This window comes from Chryseobacterium sp. NRRL B-14798 (assembly GCF_050470705.1).
Classification (GTDB): Bacteria; Bacteroidota; Bacteroidia; order Flavobacteriales; family Weeksellaceae; genus Chryseobacterium; species Chryseobacterium cupriresistens.
The window spans coordinates 997182-1015573 of record NZ_JBFLUL010000005.1 but is presented as its reverse complement, the minus strand read 5'-3'; the positions used below and the strand labels follow the sequence as shown (position 1 = coordinate 1015573).

Genomic DNA, 18392 nt, shown 5'->3' with positions numbered 1-18392 from the left:
AAAGATACTCATAAAAATAAGCATCTGCCAATTAATTATGTATGGTTTATTACGCTTTGGATAAAGAGTCTGCAGCCTCTCTGAAAATCTCGTAAGATCTCAATCTTTTCTGATGATCGTAGATATGTGAATTGATCATCAGTTCATCCACCTGGAATCTTTCCTGGAAATCTTTAAGCTTTTCCTGAACTTCAGCCTTATCTCCGATAAAAGTATATCTCAGTTTCTGTAAAACCATAGATTTTTCCATTGGCGACCAGATTTCATCCATATCATCCACCGGTGGAGCAAAAGGTTTTCTGTCGTTTCTTACAATATTGATGAATGCCTGGAATAAAGTGGTGGAAATTTTATGAGCTTCCTCAGAAGTTTCAGCCGCTACCCCATTTACACACGCAATGATATAAGGTTTATCCAGATATTTTGACGGTTCGAAATGTTCTCTGTATATTTTAAAAGCCATTTCCATCTGCTCAGGTGCAAAATGTCCCGCAAATGCATAAGGCAGCCCTAGTTCTGCAGCCAGCCATGCACTGTCTGTACTTGACCCCAGAATATATAGTGGAATATCCAATCCTTCTCCCGGAATGGCACGAACCATCGCCTCTGAATTTTCTTTTGAAAAATATCTTTGAAGTTCGAGGATCTGTCTTGGAAACTGTTCATTGATGATGGCTGGATTCCTTCCCAACGCTTGTGCTGTCAAGCCATCTGTTCCCGGAGCTCTTCCTAATCCAAGGTCAATCCTTCCCGGAAACAGAGATTCCAGAGTACCAAATTGTTCTGCAATGATCAGAGAACTGTGGTTAGGAAGCATAATTCCTCCTGAACCTACTCTGATTGTTTTCGTTCCATTGGCAATGAAACCAATTAAAACAGAAGTTGCAGAGCTTGCAATACTTTCCATATTGTGGTGTTCTGCCAGCCAGAATCTTTTATAATTTAAATTTTCAGCGTGATTAGCTAGTGATAAGCTGTCCTGAAAAGTATCATGAATGCTTTTACCTTGCTTTACCGGGGCAAGATCTAAAACAGAAATTTCAAAATTTTTCATGTTATGATGTTAATTTTTCTTTAATCTGAAAAACAAGGCAAATTTAAAACATAAAAACTGCATTAGTTACTTTTTGTAATTAATAAAAACAATTGCTCAGTTCAGGGAAAAACTATTGGAATGAAAATTTTGCTTACATCGTTTTACCTATGTGATCTTAAAATTAAATAATCATATTAAAAAACATATTTTAACAAAAATAATTCAACAAAAAGAGATATATTTATTATATTCGTATACCAAATTTTTAAAAATTTTAATATGAACAAAAAAACAAACAGCCTGTTTTATAAGCAGATGTTGACAGGAAAAACTGTCTTTATGAGTTTTCTTATTGCTGCAATATTTTCGTCTTGTAGCAAAAACAATGAAGAAATTACTTCTGAAGCTCAAACCAATGCCTTCAACGCAGACAATGTAAAAAAAGGACAATTGAACGGCCAGGAAATTACCTATGAAAGAAAAAACGGAATGAATTTTTTCCAGGGAGATATTGTTCTTACCGACAAACAATTATCAGAAGGTAATGAAGTTAATAAAGGCGGTGCAAGCTATTCAAGATGGCCGAATGGTAAAATTTATTATACTATTGCCGGCAATATGGGTTCCATCAATGTTAACAAAATCAACTCTGCCATCAGCGAGTACAATAATAAAACGAATACACAGTGGATCTACCGTACCAACCAGGCTAATTATGTGGAATTTATTTTCGGAAGCTCATCAGGATCTGATGGCTGGGCTCATATCGGATATCAGGGTGGAAAACAAACCATTTCTTTGGATCAGTACATTTCTGTAGGTTCAGTGATTCATGAAATGGGGCATACGGTAGGACTTTATCATGAACATACGCGTAAAGACAGAGATCAATATGTAAAGATTCTGTGGAACAATATTCAAAATGGACAATCTTATAATTTCAACATCTATAATTCCGGAACAGATATAGGCCCGTTTAATATTAATTCTGTGATGATGTATTGGCCGACCTCATATTCCAGAAACGGGCTGCCTACGATTACCAGAGCTGACAACAGCAATTTTACTTATACCAGAACCGGATTTACTACCGGAGATATCAATACCATCAATGCGATGTATCCTTAAATTTTTAAGAATCGTCTCTCCATAAAAAAAGAACTCTTATGAGTTCTTTTCTTTTTTATAATTATAATGATTGATTAAAATCCTGATTTCGTTAAATTCAAAATGGCTTGGCAGTGCATTCTTCCACTCGGTTAATGTTTCATGTGGATTTTTATAGAATTCATCTTCAAAAGCCTTAATTTTATCCGAAGTAATGACTCGGGAAATATCCAGCAAGCCTTGTTCGGCAAATTTGGCAAGATGCCCAATAACGGTTTCTTTCACCAGCCCTCTTTCCAAGGCAATTTCTCCGATCGTTTTTCCCTGCTCAAACAGCTGGAAAGTTAAAACCTGTGACGGAACTTTAGCAATTTTCAGATTGATTTCCTTATCATTCTTTTCATCTAAAAGTTTAGTTTCAAGTAAGTGAATATCTTTCAGACTGTTCAGATATTCTTCAATGTCTTCCAGCCAGCTTTTAAATTCTTCATTATATTGTTTTAAACCTTTCGCTCCTTTTATTTCAGCATAAAATTCTTTCAAAGGATCGAAAATCTTATTTCTGGTTTCTGTAAAAAAGAAATTAACCGCACCTTTTGATTTGCTTTCAATCTCGGACCATTCTTCTTTCTGTTCAATAAAACTATTGACTTTCTGAAAAATAATACGTTCCAGTTTCTCAAAGATTTTTCCAAGATTTACTGCTTCATGTTTTAACTGAAGATAAAGCTGTTTGGTTTTGACGTGGTCTATATTCTTGGTGACAATGGAAAGGTTATTCCACTCCTCCACTTCCTTTAAAAACCATGTACAATCTAACGTACGCAATACTTTTCTGATGCTGTAATCATATTTTTCCTGATTTAAAATAGCTTCTACATGGTCATTGGCAATCGTATCTGTGTGGAAATGCAAAATTCTGTTATCCTTGAAAATAACTTCAGGGGTAATTTTTGATTTTAAAACAATTCCTTCCAAAGTTCTGCAGCGGGATAAAGCTACATAGACCTGACCGGCAGTAAAACTCTTTCCTGCATCAATAATCACTTTATCAAACGTTAATCCCTGACTTTTATGAATCGTAACCGCCCATGCTAATTTGATAGGAAACTGCTCGAAACTTCCCAACACTTCTTCCTGGATATTTTTATCAGTATCAAGAAAATATTTTTTCTGTTCCCAGGTTTCTCTTTTGACAACAATTTCTCTTTCACTTTCATCCAGTACAACACGGATTTCATTTTCATCCAATCCGATGATCTCGCCCAGCTTTCCGTTAAAATATTTCTTCTCACCGGAAATATCATTTCGGATAAACATGATCTGAGCTCCTGTTTTCAGTTCTAAAAACTGTTCGTTCGGAAATTGATTTTCTTTAAAATCCCCTACCAGCTTAGCTTCATACACCTGAGGATCAACTTTTATTTCTGCCAGTTTTTCCTGATTGATTTCATCTGCCATTTTGTTGTGAGAACACAGATATACATAGGATTCTTTTCCCATATCAAAGTCAGGATCATACCTTTCATTGAGATGATCAAAGTCTATATTATCCACATCGCCGTCACGGATTGCATTCAGAATTTCCAGAAACTCTTCGTCAGATTGTCTGTATACTTTCGTCAGTTCAATTGTAACAATAGGAATTTCCTTAATGGCATGGCTGTCAAAAAAGAAGGGTGAATTGTAATACATTTTCAGGATATGCTCATCCCTTACCACCGGAGGAAGCTGAAACAAATCCCCGATAAAAAGCATCTGTACCCCTCCAAATCTCTGATTATTCCTTCTGATAAATCTCAAAGAAAAATCCATCATATCCAGAACATCAGCCCTCAACATTGAAACCTCATCAATAATAATGATTTCAACCTCTCTCAGAAGCTTCAGCTTATCTTTACGGTATTTGAAATGAGGCATCAGATCGGCAATATTATTGGCCAAACTGGTATCTATCCTTTCTGTAGTAGGAAGAAAGGTTCTCAACGGCAGCCCAAACATGGAATGGATGGTTACTCCTCCAGCATTAATGGCAGCAATTCCCGTGGGAGCCACTACAATATGCTTTTTCTTTGTACGCCTTACAAAATCATTAAGAAATGTCGTCTTTCCTGTTCCGGCTTTCCCGGTTAAAAAAACGCTTCTGTTCGTATATTCTATTAAGTCAAAAAAATGATTATTCATCTTCGTCAAAAATACGGAAATGAATTTGAATTTCTTACCTTGGCATAAGTTTTGAAAATTCTTAAAAAGAAAAAAGTTTATTGTGAAAAAATTATTCTTTCATATCCCGGCAATAGTATTGTGTACTACATTAACTTTAGTTTCGTGTAATACATCAAAGAGTGCCAATACCAATCTTCCTATTGATATTGCTGACAGACCTGCTGACGAGGAAAGTCAGAAATATGAACAGGCACAGCTGGATAGATTAAAAGCTTCTATTGAATCTGAAGTATCAGGAGAAAAATGTACGGATGCCAGCCAATGGGCATTTGCTCCTATGGGATCAAAAGCCTGCGGTGGACCTCAGCAATACATTGCCTACCCTAAGAAAATAGAAGCGACTTTCTTACCAAGGGTGAATGAGTATACGGATAAAGTGAAAGCTTTTAATGAAAAGTATAATATTACGTCTGACTGTATGATGATCGAGCCACCTACATCACTCAAATGTGTCAATGGCAAGATCAGACTTATTACACCGGATAATAATTAACAATAAAGCAAAGGTTCTATATCAAATCGAAAAAGCTCTGTTTCAGAACAGAGCTTTTATATTTATTTTTAAATAGATCAATGGTGAATTTTGCTTCGCAAATGGATGCCAAAAATAATTGACAAGCACAGCGAATTGACCATTGACCTTTCACTATTTTATAGTCAATAAGTGAATTTTGCTTCGCAAGTGAATGGTGAATTCTGATCGCAAAAATTGACAAGCACAGCGAATTGACTATTCATTATTCACTATTCACTTGACATTCTAAAATTGATGATCCTTCACATTTTCCTTATACCATGATGAATATTTCACATAGTTATCTGCAATTCTGTTCACTTCTCCTTCCAGTAACTGAGCATTGATATCTTTTATTTTTCTTGCAGGAACTCCTCCCCAGACTTCTCCGGATTTAATGTGCGTTCCCTGAGTCACTACAGAACCTGCTCCTACAATGGAGTTTTCTTCTACCAGACAATCATCCATCACAATAGCTCCCATTCCGATCAATACATTATCTTTAATGGTACATCCATGAACAATCGCGTTATGTCCTATGGAAACATTGTTCCCGATATTCAAAGGATATTTCTGATACGTACAGTGCAGCATTGCATTATCCTGAACATTTACCTTGTCTCCCATTTTGATATAGTGAACATCACCTCTGATCACTGCATTATACCAGACACTGCAGTCTTTTCCCATTGTAACATCGCCAATAATAGTTGCTGTTTCTGCTAAGAAAGTATTCTCTCCGATCTGTGGTGCTTTTCCTAAAAGCTGTTTTATTAGTGCCATAATATTTATTTGAAATGTAAAAATGTGCCCAATTGAAAATTACACTATCTTTTCTGATATCTAACTTCTAAATTACAGTGATAGCAAAAATCTAACTCTCAATTTTCAGCTTCTAACTTCTAATGCGTATTTTTGTATCTCAAATTTAACGAAAAAATGCGTACCGTACTTATAGAACCAACTGAAAACCCAAAAGTGATGAAATTTGTAGCAGATTACAACCTCATCCCAGGGTCTTTAGAACTGGACAGAAATTCAGATATTTCGGAAATTCCTCTGGCACAGGAACTTTTCAATTATCCTTTTGTGGAAAGAGTTTTCATTACCGCTAATTTTGTAGCAGTAGCAAAACAGGATACCATAGAATGGGAACATGTCGCTGAAAGTCTGAAAAATGTAATTGAGGATGAATTACTGGCTAACCCTAGAATTTATCTTCAAAAGAAAAAAGAAATGTATCAGATCTATGCTGAAATGACTCCGAATCCAAATGTAATGAAGTTTGTTTCGAGCAAACTACTGATGGATGGTTTTGTGGAAGTAAAATCGAAAGAAGCGGCTGAAGAAGTTCCTTTAGCACAGGCTATCTTTAAAGAGTTTGATTTTGCAACGGAAGTTTTCATTTCAGACAACTTTGTAGCTGTTACGAGAGATAATTCTGTAGAATGGCACCAGGTGATGATGACTGTTCGTGCACTTATTGCCGAATATCTTCAGAACGGAGGTGAAATTTCAAAAATCGAACCTCAGAAACACGAAAACCCAGTTGAGAAAATTATCAACAGAGATTATACAGAGGATGAGCAGAAAATTTCTGACATTTTAAATGAATATGTAGCTCCTGCCGTAGAAAATGATGGTGGAAAAATTTCTCTGATGGAATACGATCAGGAAAATAAAACAGCAAAAATGCTTCTACAGGGTGCGTGCTCCGGCTGCCCAAGCTCTACTGCTACTTTGAAAAACGGAATTGAAAATATCTTAAAACAATTCGTTCCGGACTTAGTAGAAAGAGTGGAAGCTGTAAACGGATAAAACTGCCGAAATGCCTCCCGGAAAAAAAATTGTCGTGATTATTGGAAGTGCTTCGGCAAATTCCAGCAATCAGAAACTGATGGAACAGGTGCTGGAAAAAACAGACAACGCAAATACAGATTTTCAGTTGTATGCTGACCTTTCTGTTCTTCCGCATTTTGATACCGCATTAACTGATGATCATACTCCTGAAGAAGTTCTGAAGATCAGAGAGGATATTAACCGTTCAGCAGGGGTGATATTTTCTACACCGGAATATATTTTCAGTATCCCGGGAAGAGTAAAAAATCTGTTGGAGTGGTGTGTTTCCACAACGGTATTTTCTGAAAAACCTGTTGCTGTGATTACCGCTTCTGCCAGTGGAGAAAGAGGTCACGAAGAGTTATTATTAATTTTAAAGACTCTTGGAGCTATAACAGATGATAAACATCAGGCATTAATAAAAGGGATAAAAGGTAAATTTGACGGCAATGGCTTACTGGAAAGTAATACCTTTGCCAAAGTATCAAAATTAGTAACAGATTTTAGAACCTCTGTTTCATAATTAAAATTTAGAATATTGAATAAGAAAGGAATTTTACTAGTCAACCTCGGATCACCGAGATCAACAGCTGTAAACGACGTAAAGGAATATCTTGATGAATTTCTGATGGATGAAAGGGTGATTGATTACCGTTGGATCTTTCGTGCACTGCTTGTACAGGGAATCATTCTGAAAACCAGACCTGCAAAATCTGCTGAAGCCTATAAAACAGTCTGGACCGATAAAGGTTCTCCACTGATCGTTATTACTGAACAAATTCAGAAAAAGCTTCAGAAAGTAGTAGATGTTCCTGTGGAAATCGGAATGAGGTATGCTGAGCCGAGTATTGAAACCGGAATTCAGAAACTGGTTGATCAGGGAATCACTGAGATTGTTCTTTTTCCATTATATCCTCAATATGCGATGAGCACCACGGAAACGGTTATTGAAAAGGCCGAAGAGGTAAGAAAAAAGAAGTTTCCCGGTATAAAAATTAATTATATTCAGCCTTTCTATAACAGAGATATTTATATCAACTGTCTTGCGGAAAGTATTAAAGAGAAGCTTCCTGAAAATTTCGATGTATTGCAGTTTTCTTACCATGGTGTTCCGGAAAGACATATTTATAAAACAGATCCTACAAAGACCTGTAACCTTAATGACTGTTGTTCCAGAGATGATAATCCAAGTCATCAGTTCTGCTACCGTCACCAATGTTATAAAACAACGCAGCTTGTTATTGACAAACTGAATTTACCTAAAGAAAAAACGATTGTTTCTTTCCAGTCAAGATTAGGAAAAGATAAATGGATTGAGCCATATACCGACGAAACATTGGAAACAATTGGTAAAAAAGGGATCAAAAACCTGGCCATTGTATGTCCGGCTTTCGTTTCTGACTGTCTTGAAACCCTGGAAGAAATTTCTGTGGAAGGAAAAGAACAGTTCATGCATGGTGGTGGAGAAAATTTCCATTATATCCCATGTCTGAATGATGAAGACCGATGGATTGAAGTGGTAAAAACACTTTGTGAAGAAAAACTTAATGATTTCTATTTAGTATAATTTTTTTTGCTAAAAATATACAAAAGGCCACAAGAATTAACTTGCGGCCTTTTCATTGAATATATTAAAGATTTGATTTGGTTATTTTTTAATCAGGTTTCCTGCTTTTTCTCCGTTGACCAATACAATGTATACTCCCGGAAGAATATTAGAAGGAAGCTGAATGTTCAGTTTATTTGTCCCATCAGTAATTTCAACTTTTTCTGAAATTTCTTTTTTACCTGTAAGGCTTACCAGTTCTACAATTCCTTTTCCTGATTTTCCTTCAAAGTTGATGGTAAATCTGTCTGTTGCAGGATTCGGGCTTATCGTGTACAGTGCTGTATCTGCTGTTGCCATTTTTCCTGCCGGAGAAGTTCCACCTCCTACACCTACAGCATTCCATGCATTTTTAACCTGAGTCACTTCATTGCTGGTTGCTCCGTATAAATCAGTAGCTGCCTGAATAGAATAGGTTCTTGCATTGGCATATGTTGAAGAAGAGGTCAGATAAGTTGTCAATGTTCTGTATGCAATGGCTCCAGCCTTATCAAGTCCTATTGCGGAAACATTGTAAGCAAAACCTTTGTCATTCGTACCGGAACCTCCTGTTACTAACAGATAATACCAGAAGTTAAGTACACCTGAATTGGTATGAACCCCACAATAATCATTAGACTGGCTTGGAGTAACGCAACCTGAAGTGGTGGTAGTTTTCCAGTAGGTTCCCATATAGGTATCCGGCTGGCTGTATGCGTTAGGGTTAGCCATATTCCTGATTACATAATTGAAATCTTCTCCCAGTGTCCAGCTTGCCTGTGTAGGTCTTGCCCAACGTTCAATGGTGTTTCCAAATATATCTGAGAAGCCTTCATTTAATGCTCCTGATTCTCTTTGATACGCAAGGTTAGCTGTTTTGGATGTTAATCCATGCGTAATTTCATGGCCGCAAACATCAAGTGCTGTTAATGGTTTTCCTCCGTTTGTAGTGGAACTACCATCTCCATAGGTCATTCTGGAACCATCCCAAAATGCATTAAAATAGTTGGTAGAATAGTGAACATAGGATTTAATAGCAAAGTTATTATTATCAATACTCTTACGTCCGTATTTTGTATAGAAGTAATCCACTGTCATTTCTGCTCCCCAATGGGCATCTGTAGCATATTGATCTTTATTGGTATTGACATTATTCCAGTTGTTGTCCGTATCTGTAAAGTCTACTGCAGAAGCATAGCTTGTTCCTTTTTTCAGGTTATAAGTTTCTACTGAAGTTCCTCCGTTTCTTCCTGTTTCTCTTAATCTGTAGCTTCCGTTATAAGAGTCTGTAGTGATGCTGCGGGTTCCGCTATATCCTGTAACGGCTGTTCCCGGTGTGTTTACTTCGTGAATAATGGCATCTACTCCCAGCACTTTTCCATTTTTAGCATCTACAAAAACATATTGTCTGCTTAATGGTTTTTCTGCATAGATATCGAATTTATAGGCTAGCCTTAAATCATTCAGCTTGTCATCATCAGGATTTGAATAATAAACCAATTCACCTTTTGGAGCATAGCTTGCATTGGGATCACCGGTTTCTTTTTTAAGAAAATCTTCTTCTTCTTTATTTTTCCATTTATAGGATTCTGCTCCTACAAATGACAAAGCGCTCTGTAAAGCAGTATTTTCAGCAAGGCTGGCCGTTTTGTCAAGACCTTTCGGAATTTTAATAACCCATTTTCCTGATTGTCCTACAATTTTACCGTCTTTTGTCTGTACCGCCATCATTCCATATTCTACAGGAATATCATTAACGGTCTGTTGAAATCTTTGAGTTTCAAAACCTAATGCATCTTTTTCTAACCCTAGTTTACGAGCCTGCCCCGGAGAAAGTCTCTGAGAAGCTTCGTCAAATAAAACAGGGGCTCCCTGATAGGAAGGTGCATTTTTTTCAAATCTCATAAATTCAGCATGTAATCCACTTTTTCCCGGAACTAATTTTGATGGTGTGTTTTGCCCAAAGACAAAAGAGCATGCAGCAACGCTTGCTACTAAGATAAATTTCGTTTTCATATTAATAATGGTTGATTGTGGTGACGAATTTATAAACTTTTCACAATAAAACAACACTATCAATGAATAAAATTCAATTGATATTATAAATCAGTAAATAAAACACAATGATGATTTTAAAACAAAGAAAATTATTTAAATATAATTTTTCTGCAATATGAATTTTATGTTAAAAAATTTAACTAAAATCATTTTTTTGTGAATTATTATTTTTCACTATGCAGTGCATTATATTATAGAAAATTAATAGTAATCTAAGATCTAAGTGATTAATTCTTTTCAATATGAGCAAAAAAATAGGACTATCTTAAGAGACAGCCCTATTTTATATGTATATTTTAAAGTATAATAACTTAACGTTTATTCGCAATGGGTGTTCTGAATTCTCCATATCCCATCAAACCATCATAATTTCTTCCGAATGGTGCATAATAAAGAAAAGCCTGATAGAGATTTTCTGTCTGCCAGAAATTACCGTTTATTTCTCCAAAGTTCAGAGAACCGTTTCCTTCTTTTGTTGCCAATACGTAGTTATAAAAACCTTGTTTCAGGAATATTTTCGCGACATACTGTTTGGTAGATGCGTCATACTGCATTTGATTTTCCTTGCTGGGCTTAAAATTATTAAATCCTCCCAGTACGTAAATCTCTTTATCCACAGGATCCGAATCCAGATAGAAGTGAACCCAAGAATAGTCAGCTTCTCTTTCAGCATCTCTCTCTCTTCCCAAATCGTTCCTTCTGTAGTACCAGGCTCCATTCACATCCGGCTGATACTGATAATTTAAAGGGAACGCCCATACCGGATGAAGATACGTCTGGTTCACATCATCTTTTATTTCGGTAGCACGCACCATATCTGCGGCCATATTCATATTTTTATTATCAAAATAATAAAACTCATTATCCCCAGGAAAAACAAGATTCATCTGCTGGAACAAAACCTGATTTCCTAAAACACTGCTCGGTTTAAGATTGGATATCACCATATTCGGGTTGTTATTCTGCATCACATTCATCGTGATTGAATTGACGTTGGAAGAAATATCTCCGCCTTTCGGAGAAACATTCACTTCTACCCTCTGGTTAACGTTGGGATTTTTCGCATCTGCAAATCTTGAAATATTTAACCCCACAGACGTTACATCTTCTACCAGATAAAATCTCTTTTTGAACAGAGGCTGGTCTGCCGAATCTTTGTAGACAATCAGTTCATAATTCCCTGAGACTTTCAGCTGGATTTTATCATTCGGGAAAACAAGTTTATAGTGGGTATAAGCCTGTAATGTATTGAAAGAATATTGAAACTGATCCAGAAGAGCATTCATACTTCCGGTAGCAAATTCTGTAAAAAACAGGTTATCTTCATTCCAGTTTCTGTCATAGTGTTTGAAGGTATACCTGTAGATCTGACTGCCGTTGGTAAGATCATCAAAACCTAAAACCAATTGTTCCCCAATTTTAATGACAGGGGTTTCATCATTGGTCTGAGGGTTGAACAGCTGAATACTTTGGATATTTTGTCCAAAAACCAGTCCGCCCAAAGAAAGTAAGAGTATTCGCAAAGTTTTCATTATGACGAAGATAACGAAAAATAGCCATTTTCTTAATAATATCGTATTTTTGAATAAAAAATATTCAGATATGCTTCAGATTCAAGGTTTCGTATTCAACTTTGCGAGTGAAAATACTTACATCGTCTATAACGAAAATAAAAATGCCTGGTTAATCGATCCGGGAAATATGAATGCTCAGGAGACTCAGGCTATAGATAATTTTATTACTGAAAAAGGACTGAAGATTCAGAAAATTCTTTTAACCCATGCTCATATTGATCATATATTGGGACTTCAGTGGGCTTTTGACAAATTCAAGGTACCGGTACATATGCATCAGGAAGACCAGGAAGTACTGGATATGCTTCAGGCGAGTGGTATGAGATTCGGAATGCAGATTAATCCGGTAAAAGTGGATGTAGAATATATTAAGGAAGGTGATGAACTTGATCTGGATGGAGAAAAGTTCAAAATATATCACGTTCCTGGACATTCTCCGGGAAGCGTTGTCTATCATAACGAAGCACAAAAATTCATGATCTCCGGTGATGTTCTTTTTGAAGGCAGTATCGGAAGAACCGATTTATATAAAGGAAATTATGATCAGCTGATTGAGGGTATTAAATCGAAACTTTTTATTTTAGATAATGATACTCAGGTTTTCTCAGGACATGGAAATCCTACATCTATTGGTTTTGAGAAACAGTATAATCCTTTTTTGAAGTAAACAATCTATTTAAACCTCATGCAGATAATGCAGATTCCTTCGAGATGAAATGATTTAAGTTTATTAAAAAATACTCATATAGCTAATCATTAAGAAGGATTTAAGTAATAAAGAATAGTTAAGATGAATCATTCTGATTTTTAAGCATAAAGCGCTGCTTATCTTAATACTCTCAAATGCTTAATGATAAACCTTTTTGTTTCAAAAAATAAAATTTAATCTTCATTAACAGGTCGCTCCTACGGAGCTTTATTTTACGGTGATCTTATTATTTTTCTATTAACAGTTGATCCCGATGGGATCAAATCCAGCTCCAGTAGGAGCTAACTGTTAATAGACGTATATGTTTTAACATTAGAGCTCCGGAGGAGCGACCTGTTAATCCATGCCATAAATATTGATATTTCCAATGTATTTAGACTTTTTATCGGACAGTTATGATAAAAAATACAAAACCGTCAGAAAATTCTGACGGTTTTGCTGTTATAAAGAAATAGAATTTAGAAATCCAATGTGATGGATGCTCTGGCAGCAGCTCCCATGATAGGTCTGGCCATGATGATTCCGTCTCCATTGGGCGATCCTGCTCTTGGATCTCCTTCTGTAATCCCGATGGTGTTAAAGATATTGGTTCCATCCACTGCAAAGCGTATTCTTCCTAACTGGTAAGACATTCCCGCTCCAAATTCTGTGAAAGAAGGCAAAGTCTGTACATTCTTCTCATCCTGGAAGCGTTTTCCATAATAATTCATACTTACATAGGCTCTCCATGATTTGGTAATATTCACAGCCGGTGAAATATTGAAGAAAAATTTAGGCATCCTTCTTACTACATTTCCTTCAAGAACACTTCCGGCCTCAAGGTTTTTATATTTTGGACTCTGAATGGTTCCGTTGAATGTTACTTCTACAATATTATTGAATAAACGGGCGAAACCTTCCACTTCAACTCCATAGTTTTGTGTATTGGCAAAGGTATTTTCAGATTTTCCATCAGAGAAAACATCCGTAAATGACAGGTTCTTCAAGGTAGAATAGAACGGAATCACTGCAACATCAAAAGTACGCGAGTAATATTTATACCCAACCTCCAATTGGTTTGTTGTCACTGATTTTAAAGGTTTATCAGGAGTTGGATTGGAGAAATAATTGTAGTACGCTTCTTCATTCGGAGATCTGAAACCATTGGAGAAACGGGCGTATACTGCATTTTCTCTATTGATTTTATAATTCGCTGCTAATGTAAAAGATACTTTATCCACATTATAGTTCCAGTAGGTATATTTATTTCCCAATACACTCATATTATCATCAGCAGTAGTCGTGTTGAAACCATGAGTCCCATCAATGGTTAACCCTGAATTATTTAAATTCGCACTTGTTGTATTGGCAAAATTTCCTTTGTAATAATCGTGGCTGTAACGAAGACCTCCGTTTACACTTAAGGCATCGGTAATATTATAATCCAGGTTTACATACAGATCATTCAAACTTCCCTGAGTCTGGGTATCCCTCTGCAAAAATGTCATATTGGTAACCCCGTTATATGTTTTGGAATACCCAATATCTGACGGACTTAAAGAAGTATCTACCAGATTCAGTAATTCAGGTCTGTCCGTTGCTGTAGTCAGAATATTACTCCAGTTCCAGTATTGGTGTGATTTCCAGTTGGATTTATAAAAACCTGCGGTAACATTTCCTTTATCAAATTTATAGTTGAACTGTAAATCGTTCACAAGATTATTCATCTGCTTATCGATTGCCCAGAAGCCAAGCTTTTGTACATATTGAGGATCAACCACTCCTCCACTACCTACCAATGAGTACTGATAGTTATTTCCGGCAATTCCGTTGCTCTTTGCAAAATCGGCTGCCGTTTGCGGGCCTCCTGCCGGGAAAATCCCCGTATAGTTCATATTGATATTGGTGTATCTGGTTTTGTTTAAAACTGTGAAATTATTTCCAAGATCATATTTAAACTCAGCACCCACGGCATCTACTTTCGGATGGATCCCGTCTTCAAGGTTTCTGTTGAAAAACCCACCTCCGGCCTGTGGAATGTTCAGCTGGCTGATGGCTCTATAGCTATATGTTCCATAGTTGGGATCAAAACCTTGAAATCCTTTTAGCTTGTTTCCGTTTTGTACCAAAGGAATCGGAAGGAAGAATGTATTTCTATCATCCAGTTTTTTGTAATATACTTTTACATACCCTTTATCAAAAACATATTTCAGGTTCATTCTAATCTGCCCGCCGTTATTGGCTTTAAAACCCGTCTTCCTGATCCCGTCATCTGTTCTATAAAAACCACCGACATTGAAAAACAATTTATCCTGAACCAATGCACCTCCTACATTCACATCGGTACGCATCAATCCGTAGGTACTGGTTTCAAGTTTCGCCGTACCTCTGAAATCATTGGTTCCTTCTCTGGTAATAAAGTTGATCAGACCACCTGGAGAATTCGTTGCATAAATAGATCCGGAACCTCCTCTCAAAGCTTCCATACGGTTGACCGAATTGTCTACACGGAAAAAGTTATCTGCATTGGCAAACTGAAGCGCTCCATCTTCAAAAACCGGAAGACCGTCTTCCTGGACCTGTACAAATTCATATGCTCCTGCGGAAGGAATCCCTCTTGCAAAAAGGTTGTTTCCTACTTCTCCTCCTGAAGTTTCCACGGCAAATCCCGGAACTCTCTGTAGTAAAGCCGCGGCACTGATCGGGTTCTGCTTCTGGATTTCTCTGGAGCTAAACGTAGAAATCGCTGTACTGGATTCTATTTTTTTCTTTGGATTTGAGTTTCCTGTGATGACAATCTGATCGATGGAAGAAACTTTTGCAGAATCCTGCGTGGTTTCCTGGGCATAAGCATTATTAAAATATAACGTAGCTGTTGCGGCGATTAAAAAGATTGATTTTTTTTTCATAGCCATATTCTTTTATTGTTAGTTCAGTTTTGTTGTAATTGTAAATACACTCCATTGGTCCAACCGAATCCGTCCTGATTGGGGTATTCCCCGCCGCCTGCTATTGTTTCTGTGTCTAATGCATTGTATTTTTCCATCAGCTTTCCGGTGTTTTTGTAGACCCTTTCTACATTGGAACACCAGTTGTTTTTAATTTTTTCTGCCAGCTCATCAAAGCCGTAATTTTTCATTGCTTTAAATCCTAACCATTGATAAGGAGCCCACGCATTGGGAAGATCCCACTGCTGACCCGAGTTTTTAGTTGTAGTAACAAGACCACCCTGGTAAAGAAACTTTTCAGCAACAGCTTTAGCAACTGCCTCAGCCTGCTCCTGATCTGCAATTTCAAGGAATAAAGGGTAAAGAGCAGCAATATGTTCAGACGGTGTTTTTGTGTTTTTTTTAGTATGATAATCTTTATAATTGTTAGTATTTCCATCCCAGAAATAGTTATTGATCATCTGTCTTCGGCTTGCTGCTCTTTCTGAAAAATAATTTTCTTTTTCACTCAGATTCTGAAGTGCTGAAGATTTCGCCAAAGTCATTTCCAAATGCCACAAAAGACAGTTCAAATCAACCTGGGCAAGATTCAGCGTTTCTATTGTCTGTATATTTTCTCCGTCTGCAAACCATCGGCTGGAAAAATCCCAACCTGATTCACAGGCGCTTCTTATATTTCTGTAAAATTCATCACCTGAAGCTTTCTCATGATCTTCAATATCGATCAGATAACTTTCGGGCCGCGGTGTATTTTCTGCATCGTAATAACGGTTCAGGATATCTCCATCTATTGTTTTTACCACTCTTTTTACACTGGACCCGTTTTCAAGTCCTTCTTCCCCATTCATCCAGAAAGCATATTCTTTCTCCAGTGTTTCGTGGTATTTCACATAAATCTCCTTGTCTCCTGTCGTTTCGAAAAGAAGATCCAGCATTAATGAAAAGTAAGGAGGCTGCGATCTGCTCAGGAAGTGAGTTCTGCTTGCATTCGGAACAAATCCTATATTTTGGATCAGATAAGAACAGTTTTCAATAATATTTTTCATCATTTCTACTCTTCCGGAAACCTGCAATCCAAGCATAATAAAGTAGCTGTCCCAATAGAAAAACTCATTGAAACGGCCACCCGGAACGATATAGGGTTTTGGTAATTTTAAAAGGGTTCCTTTTTCTTCATACGCTGTACGGGTTAACTCATCCCATAGTTTTTCAATATGCTCACCAATGGGAAGCTGATCTTGTCTCTGAACAGAAACTCTTGCTCCTAAAAAGTCAAAATGAGTCATCACAAAATCTTTCAGATCAAAACCTTCCGTATTTTTGGATTGTTCATAATCCTCATTGATCTTTGCAATGGGAAAAAGAGGAACTGCATCCGTCATCATTTTCTGATCCTCAAAAATTTCAGATCTCTGTACATTATCAAACAGACTTTGAATTTCGTTTATATAAAGTTGATTACTCATTGTTACTTTTTAGGATTAATTTTTAATTTATTCATGAACACTGCCGAAGTTATCAGTAATGAAAGCGGAATCAGGGAAAGGTAAAATGCCCGCTGCCCGCTGAACTCCTGAAATACAAAACCGGTAATGATAGAACCTATCGTTCCCCCGATTGCTGAGAAAACAACGATCAATCCTGACATCGCACTGTGCAGATATTTAGGGATTGATGCCAGAATCACAGAATTAATACTTGGATAAATTGGTGCCAGCAAACCTCCCATCAAAGGAAATAAATACACAACCAAAGGAGCATTCAACCAGTTTGTATTTGTATCAATATGAATATTATGGGTCAAGGGCAAAACCAGCAATAAACTGATAGCAAAACCTACCACACAGAAAGAAACTACATAGATCCAGCTGAATTTTTTAGAGAAGAATCCCGATAAAAATCTTCCCAAAGCAAAAGCTCCCGCTAAAACCGCTCCCGCCTGAATACTCATAGAGGTAGGCACTTTTAAAATCTCTTTATAAAATGTGGGCGTCCACGTTTGAAAGCTCTGCTCTACCAATACAAAAAGGAAAGCGCATAATAAAAAACATAATACTTTTTTATAGCTGAATAAGCTTACACTATTTTTTAAATCTCCCAAGAGATCTGTTTTATCACTTTTAGCTTCCTGTTCGTTCAGTTTTGAAAAGAATAAAAATAAAAAAGACAAACTTGAAAGTCCTCCCAGCACCCAATACACATTCAGCCATTCAGTAGATTTCGGATTATGATCATCTATATATAAACTGAATAAAACATTTCCAGCCAGTACTCCGATCATGAAAAACCCTTCCAGAAATCCCATAAAACTGGAATGTTCTTTATCTGTTTCCGTTACCAACCCAATAGAAGTAAAAACTGATATTTTGATCAATGCAAAAGAAACTCCTACGGTTGCGAATAATAATTTGAATACCCAGAAGTCATTGGTAAAAGGCATTACAAAACACATGCAGCTTACCAGCAATAAAGCGATCAGCATTGATTTTTTGATTCCTATCTTCGGAAGAAATGAAGCCAGAATGAAAGAACATATGGCGATTGGAAGATCTTTGAAGCCTTCCAGAACGCTTGCCGAAGATTTTGAAATCCCAAAATTCTGCTGTACCTGTAGAATGACTGTTCCTACAGAATTCAGAAGAATGGCAAAGACAAAATAGTTTAAAAATAAAACGGCCTTGATGTTAAGATTTTTCATTCAGGTGATTTCTTGTTGGCTAAGATAGAAGCATTTCTGTTAACGATAATTTAACACAGTAAATCAATATTTGAACTATATTAATATATTTAGTATTTTTAGTGAATAAATATGATTAA

General features: G+C 36.6%; 14 protein-coding genes. 6 read left to right on the top strand and 8 right to left on the bottom strand.

Going from position 1 to position 18392, the window contains the following annotated elements; translation table 11 throughout:
• Positions 1–49: 49 nt before the first annotated feature.
• Positions 50–1054: an LLM class flavin-dependent oxidoreductase gene (locus AB1278_RS04920; protein WP_062676211.1), complete on the bottom strand. Its 1005-nt coding sequence runs from the start codon at positions 1052–1054 to the stop codon at positions 50–52.
• A 261-nt stretch (positions 1055–1315) separates the two neighbouring features.
• Between AB1278_RS04920 and AB1278_RS04915 the strand changes: the two genes are divergently transcribed.
• Positions 1316–2164, top strand: a complete 849-nt coding sequence (locus AB1278_RS04915) for a M12 family metallopeptidase (protein WP_202841240.1) — start codon at positions 1316–1318, stop codon at positions 2162–2164.
• Positions 2165–2200: 36 nt separating this feature from the next.
• Here AB1278_RS04915 and AB1278_RS04910 read toward each other — a convergent pair whose 3' ends face one another.
• Positions 2201–4327 carry a helix-turn-helix domain-containing protein gene (locus tag AB1278_RS04910; RefSeq protein WP_429812781.1) on the bottom strand — a complete coding sequence of 709 codons (2127 nt, stop codon included), beginning with the start codon at positions 4325–4327 and terminating at the stop codon, positions 2201–2203.
• 82 nt (positions 4328–4409) lie between these two features.
• On the opposite strand from AB1278_RS04910, the gene AB1278_RS04905 reads away from it, so the two are divergent.
• Positions 4410–4862 carry a hypothetical protein gene (locus AB1278_RS04905; RefSeq protein WP_277695490.1) on the top strand — a complete coding sequence of 151 codons (453 nt, stop codon included), beginning with the start codon at positions 4410–4412 and terminating at the stop codon, positions 4860–4862.
• Between the two features lie 267 nt (positions 4863–5129).
• Here AB1278_RS04905 and AB1278_RS04900 read toward each other — a convergent pair whose 3' ends face one another.
• Positions 5130–5666 carry a gamma carbonic anhydrase family protein gene (locus tag AB1278_RS04900; RefSeq protein WP_034694954.1) on the bottom strand — a complete coding sequence of 179 codons (537 nt, stop codon included), beginning with the start codon at positions 5664–5666 and terminating at the stop codon, positions 5130–5132.
• A 156-nt stretch (positions 5667–5822) separates the two neighbouring features.
• On the opposite strand from AB1278_RS04900, the gene AB1278_RS04895 reads away from it, so the two are divergent.
• The 3 genes from AB1278_RS04895 to hemH are packed head-to-tail and all read left to right on the top strand — an operon-like array spanning position 5823 to position 8289.
• Complete coding sequence (locus AB1278_RS04895) at positions 5823–6701, top strand: NifU family protein (RefSeq protein ID WP_062676215.1); 879 nt, start codon at positions 5823–5825, stop codon at positions 6699–6701.
• A 10-nt stretch (positions 6702–6711) separates the two neighbouring features.
• Entirely contained in the window at positions 6712–7245 is a 534-nt protein-coding gene (locus AB1278_RS04890) for an NADPH-dependent FMN reductase (protein WP_429812777.1), read from the top strand.
• Positions 7246–7260: 15 nt separating this feature from the next.
• Entirely contained in the window at positions 7261–8289 is a 1029-nt protein-coding gene (gene hemH, locus AB1278_RS04885; RefSeq protein ID WP_429812774.1) for a ferrochelatase, read from the top strand.
• An 81-nt stretch (positions 8290–8370) separates the two neighbouring features.
• Here hemH and AB1278_RS04880 read toward each other — a convergent pair whose 3' ends face one another.
• Entirely contained in the window at positions 8371–10323 is a 1953-nt protein-coding gene (locus AB1278_RS04880; RefSeq protein WP_429812771.1) for a M4 family metallopeptidase, read from the bottom strand.
• A 353-nt stretch (positions 10324–10676) separates the two neighbouring features.
• Positions 10677–11897 (bottom strand): DUF5103 domain-containing protein, encoded by a 1221-nt coding sequence (locus AB1278_RS04875; RefSeq protein WP_343643344.1) that lies wholly within the window; start codon positions 11895–11897, stop codon positions 10677–10679.
• A gap of 70 nt (positions 11898–11967) precedes the next feature.
• On the opposite strand from AB1278_RS04875, the gene AB1278_RS04870 reads away from it, so the two are divergent.
• On the top strand, positions 11968–12606 hold the full coding sequence (locus AB1278_RS04870) for an MBL fold metallo-hydrolase (protein ID WP_343643345.1): 639 nt from the start codon (positions 11968–11970) through the stop codon (positions 12604–12606).
• Positions 12607–13106: 500 nt separating this feature from the next.
• Here the strand turns inward: AB1278_RS04870 and AB1278_RS04865 are convergent, their stop codons facing one another.
• Genes AB1278_RS04865 through AB1278_RS04855 form a run of 3 tightly spaced genes read right to left on the bottom strand, consistent with a single transcriptional unit; the run spans position 13107 to position 18273 of the window.
• On the bottom strand, positions 13107–15536 hold the full coding sequence (locus AB1278_RS04865) for a TonB-dependent receptor (protein ID WP_429812768.1): 2430 nt from the start codon (positions 15534–15536) through the stop codon (positions 13107–13109).
• Between the two features lie 23 nt (positions 15537–15559).
• Positions 15560–17041, bottom strand: coding sequence for a trehalase family glycosidase (locus tag AB1278_RS04860; protein ID WP_429812765.1), 1482 nt, complete (start codon positions 17039–17041; stop codon positions 15560–15562).
• 2 nt (positions 17042–17043) lie between these two features.
• Positions 17044–18273 (bottom strand): MFS transporter, encoded by a 1230-nt coding sequence (locus AB1278_RS04855; RefSeq protein ID WP_062676222.1) that lies wholly within the window; start codon positions 18271–18273, stop codon positions 17044–17046.
• Positions 18274–18392: the final 119 nt, after the last annotated feature.